The 4,429-nt window shown below is 44.8% G+C and carries 4 protein-coding genes and 1 pseudogene; 1 reads left to right on the top strand and 4 read right to left on the bottom strand.

What is annotated here, in order from left to right:
* Window positions 1–158: 158 nt before the first annotated feature.
* The 3 genes from IM500_RS06540 to IM500_RS06530 form a co-directional block, all read right to left on the bottom strand.
* Entirely contained in the window at window positions 159–653 is a 495-nt protein-coding gene (locus IM500_RS06540; protein ID WP_012266794.1) for an ureidoglycolate lyase, read from the bottom strand.
* 5 nt (window positions 654–658) lie between these two features.
* Window positions 659–2,116, bottom strand: coding sequence for an efflux RND transporter periplasmic adaptor subunit (locus IM500_RS06535; protein WP_190722269.1), 1,458 nt, complete (start codon window positions 2,114–2,116; stop codon window positions 659–661).
* A 298-nt stretch (window positions 2,117–2,414) separates the two neighbouring features.
* Window positions 2,415–3,017, bottom strand: coding sequence for a GUN4 domain-containing protein (locus tag IM500_RS06530; protein ID WP_287737997.1), 603 nt, complete (start codon window positions 3,015–3,017; stop codon window positions 2,415–2,417).
* Window positions 3,018–3,100: 83 nt separating this feature from the next.
* Between IM500_RS06530 and IM500_RS06525 the strand changes: the two genes are divergently transcribed.
* On the top strand, window positions 3,101–4,081 hold the full coding sequence (locus IM500_RS06525) for an aspartate carbamoyltransferase catalytic subunit (protein WP_190722268.1): 981 nt from the start codon (window positions 3,101–3,103) through the stop codon (window positions 4,079–4,081).
* 23 nt (window positions 4,082–4,104) lie between these two features.
* On the opposite strand, the pseudogene IM500_RS06520 reads toward IM500_RS06525, so the two are convergent.
* Window positions 4,105–4,302: pseudogene (locus tag IM500_RS06520) on the bottom strand (hypothetical protein); the annotation flags it as partial.
* Window positions 4,303–4,429 lie beyond the last annotated feature (127 nt).

Here is a 4,429-nt window from a genome sequence, read left to right as displayed (position 1 = left end):
CCCCGCTTGGGATTTACTTCGAGAAGCCCAAAATCGCTGAAACCCAGATAGATCAAGGAAAATCATAAATCGAGGTTAACCCTTTGTCCCGTAATGGTTTGAGCCTTTTTTGCTGACCGAAAACGCCTAAGTCCCACTAGGTAAAAAAAATATTTTTTTCAATCAACAATCTCGAATTCTATTAACTGCTCTTGGGCAAAATTATAGGTAAAATGATCGACAATATTAGTATCGCTCAATTCGAGATTATAAAAATTGATCGCCGGTTGATCAAAAAGTGGGCCAGCGTGCCAAGTTCCCACCTCTAATTTAATAAAACAGTCCCCGGGGATGCGAAAAACCTTTAGTTTTTCCAAATCCGGTTGAGGATAAGGACTAGGGGGGGCCACTCCTAAAAACCACTCTTGTCCCCCCAAAGAACCAAGACATTGGGTACATTGACTATGACGAGTAATTCGCTTAAATTTACGTCCGCGAGTCTGTAAACGCATAATATAAAAGCGTGGCACACCGTTTTTTAAATGCAGTTGTGCATCGCTTTCATCAAACGGTTTTCCATCATGACTAGGGATTATTAATTGACCGTAGGGACGGAAACTCTCGGCGGTAATTAGTTGCGCTGACAGGGGACGAACGGTAATCGAATTACTCATAAAAATTACTGCTGACTAACAGTTATAGCTGTACCATCTCGGAGAGAAAGAATATTATTAATAGCAATTCTTTCCCCAGCATTTACTCCAGAAATAACCTGATAAGCTTGCCCTTGAATTGTGCCGACTTGAATTGGTTTTTGTCTGACCAGTAAACGCTCCTCGGCATTTTCTTGACCTTCTTTAGCCTTTTCTTTTTCGGCCACAAAAACAAAATTTTGCGCCCCGATGCTAGTCACTGCCGTGGTGGGAATTAATACCCCCGGTTTTTGATCCCAAATTACCCGCGCCCGCACATATTGGTTATTGCGAAGACTGCCATCATTAGTAAAGGAAAATTTCACTAAAACCGATTGGGTAGCTTGGGAAACTGTGGGGGAAATAAAAGTTACTTGACCGCGAACCCCCGCACTGCCATCGGGATTAATAATTTCCACGGGCAGCCCGACGCGCAGACGCGGTTGTAATTCCACGGGAATCTGCACATTTAGTTCCAAAGTTTTATTGTTAGTCAACGAGGTTAATTCTTCACCCAGGGAGATAATATCGCCGACTTTTCTTTGATTAAAATCGCCGACAAAACCATCAATCGGGGCGGTAATGGTGTTAAAAACTAAATTCTGACGCGTCGCCCCTAATTGCCCCTCAGTGCTGGCTACCGCCGCTTGACGACTGTTCACTGTTGCCGCTGCCGCCGCCACCTGTTGCTGTGAGGCTAATTCGTTTTCAATGGCGATATTTAATGCTTCTTTGTTTGCCTGTAAGGTAGCTCTAGCCGCCGTCACCTGTTGACGGGCCGCATCACGATTTTGAGACCGGGCTTCTACTTCTGCCTTGGCGGCCTGAATGTCGCGGCGGCGATCATCTAAGTCCTGTTGGGGCTGTGCGCCTTGTTTGACCAGAAATTCGGCTCTTTTTAGGTTTTTTTCCGCTAAATCTAAATTAGCTCTCGCTCTCTGTAAATCAGCTTCGGCGGCGCTCAAGGTGGCGATCTGACTTTTAACATTAGCTTCCGCATTGGCCACATTTGCCCGATTCTGGGCAATTTGGGCTTTATTTGCCCTCGCTTGCGCTTGTCTTTGCCTTAAATCCGCCTCAGACGCATTGAGGTTCGCTTTGGCCGAATTTACCTGGCCGATGCCGGCGTTTACCTGTTGCTGTTGTTGTTCGGGATCCAATTCGGCGATTTTTTGTCCCTGAGTTACCTGATCGCCAGATTTAACGAAAATAGTCCGAATCCGACCGGTAATCTGAGGGGAGACGCTAACACGCTCTTGGGCGATCAAAGTACCCACAAATTCGCTACTTTGCACTAATTTGTCGGTGCCGAGGGTTTGCAGTTTGACGGGAACAGCCGCCGGTCCAGTGGCTTGGGGGGTTTGGGGGGCGCAACTGGTGATAATTAGGGAAACGGCGATCGACGAACCGATCGCTCTCGATAGGTTAACGGATCGTTTAATCATTGTTAAATTTAGGGGTTTTTAGCGGAAAAAGTGCTAGTAAATCGGAAAAAAAGGGAAGATGAGGAGAGAAGCTTTTCCTTAAATTTTACTCTACAGAATTGATCGCCGTGATTATTAAACCTCTGGCATAATTAATTTTTGAGGGTTCAAAAACGGCAAAAATAAGGATTAAATGGCATAAAATCCGTAAATAGACCATTTAATTGATTATTATTCATTCTTACTTAATTCTCCTGACTACTGACTACTGACTACTGACTCCTAACCCTAACAACAATTTTTGATTTTTACAAGAGGTCTATTGTTTGCTTTGCCCTAAGCTAACAATATTACAGGTAACTAATCTTTGGGCGAGGGTGGTGTATTCTAGGCGACCACCGGCGATCTGATATTCGTCCCGGGGCGCCGGCAGATGACCGACGGGTGCATTGAGGGTATAGTTAAGATTCTCTTTAAAAATAATCCAATCACCATCTTTACGCCAACCGATGCGATCGCCAAAAGTTTGAAAATTTTCGATCGCCACTAGGCGCCCCGGTCGATTACCCGTCTCGATAAAAATGCGAAATTGGGTACTGAAACTAAAACGACCTCCGGAAGCTTCTTTCCAGAGTTGATCCATCTTTTGCAGATCCCAACAGGCCAATTTTTGCAGGTCTTCCATGCTAAACCAGCCCTGTAATTCCCGTCCGGTTGCTTTCAGCATTAAATTACGGGTTTCATCGTTAGCTTGCCGCCAATTTTGTTGAGCGAGGAAATTTTTCAGGCGAGTATAATTAATGCCCGTGGTCGGTGATACCATTTCCCCAGAGGTGGCAGTCTGGGCAATGATCGCCGGCAAGGGATTGAGAAATAAAGCGATCGCAAGAGTGATCTGACAGAAGGAAAAATTAATTCTCATAAACCCTATTTATTAACCTGATGCAAAGAAATCCTACAATAGCATAGACGAAATTTGCCGTTTTTACCGCCTCCTTAACGCCTATGGCTTTCACTTGGCTCCGACACCACATTTTGGGATTGCAAGACTGGCAACCGGAAGAATACCAAACCCTGCTACAAACGGCCTCTAGTTTTCGTGAAGTTCTTTCCCGACGTACCAAGAAAGTGCCGGCCCTACAAGGTCAAGTGGTGACAAATCTTTTTTTTGAACCTTCCACCCGCACCCGTAGTAGTTTTGAACTAGCTGCGAAACGTCTCTCGGCCGATGTTCTCAATTTTGCCCCGGGTAGTTCCAGTTTGACTAAGGGTGAAACGATTCTCGATACCGCTTTAACCTATGTGGCCATGGGTACGGATATTTTTGTTATCCGACATCAACAGTCGGGGGTTCCCGATTTAATTGCCGCAGAAATGGATCGTTTGCAGTCGGGGGTCAGTATTCTTAATGCTGGGGACGGTCAACACGAACACCCCTCCCAGGGACTTTTAGACCTGTTTACGATCTGTTGTCTGTTAGATGAGGAAAATCCCCGTTTAGAATTGTTAGAGGGCAAAAAAATCGCTATTGTCGGGGATATACTCCATTCTCGTGTGGCGCGTTCCAATATCTGGAGTTTAACCACGGCTGGGGCGGAAGTACATTTGTCCGCACCCCCCACCCTACTGCCGAAATATTTTGGGGAATTGTGCGATCGCCTATTTCTCCACTGGGATTTAGAACCAGCTTTAGAAAAGGCCGATTTTGTGATGACCCTGCGACTGCAAAGAGAACGAATGACTGCCAATCTTTTGCCCAGTTTACGGGAATATCATCAAAGTTTTGGCATTACTCGTCCTCGTTTGCAATCCTGTCAACCGGGGGTGAAGGTACTTCATCCCGGTCCTGTGAATCGGGGAGTGGAAATTAGTTCCGATTTAATGGACGATCCCGATTTTAGTCTGATTTCCCAACAAGTTACCAGTGGTGTCGCTGTCAGAATGGCTTTGTTATACCTGATCGGTAATCTTCGCAGCGACCAGTAAAAGGTTCTCAGGGATTTGATCTTTTAGTCTGGTTTCATTGAAACAATCCTAAAGTTTTTATCAAGGTAAATATCATACTTTCTTCCTCCCTCACACACAGCATCTTCTGCTTCAAATAGGTTAGTCTCAACATCAAATTTCATCGCTTTAGGATTCCTACAACCCTGTTTTAGCAAAGCAGCGGTCAACTGCGATTCTTCTTCCGGGGTCAAAGCCCGATAATAGACCTCTTGCATAATTTTTTTATGGTATGATGGAGGGTTTTGCTTTTTTCTCAATTCTTAGATTGAAGTGGAAAAAAGAATAAAATGTGATCTTAGGTCAGGAAATCATCTATAATTTTGCTAT

The sequence above is a fragment of the Microcystis sp. M179S2 genome, from assembly GCF_020245805.1.
In the GTDB taxonomy this organism is placed as follows: domain Bacteria; phylum Cyanobacteriota; class Cyanobacteriia; order Cyanobacteriales; family Microcystaceae; genus Microcystis; species Microcystis aeruginosa.
This window is presented reverse-complemented; position numbering and strand designations above follow the sequence as displayed.

What these genes read in the sequence shown, in the direction of transcription:
- IM500_RS06540 (WP_012266794.1), bottom strand. Translation starts at nt 653, where the DNA reads ATGAGTAATTCGATTACCGTTCGTCCCCTGTCAGCGCAACTAATTACC.
- IM500_RS06535 (WP_190722269.1), bottom strand. Translation starts at nt 2,116, where the DNA reads ATGATTAAACGATCCGTTAACCTATCGAGAGCGATCGGTTCGTCGATC.
- IM500_RS06530 (WP_287737997.1), bottom strand. Translation starts at nt 3,017, where the DNA reads ATGAGAATTAATTTTTCCTTCTGTCAGATCACTCTTGCGATCGCTTTA.
- IM500_RS06525 (WP_190722268.1), top strand. Translation starts at nt 3,101, where the DNA reads ATGGCTTTCACTTGGCTCCGACACCACATTTTGGGATTGCAAGACTGG.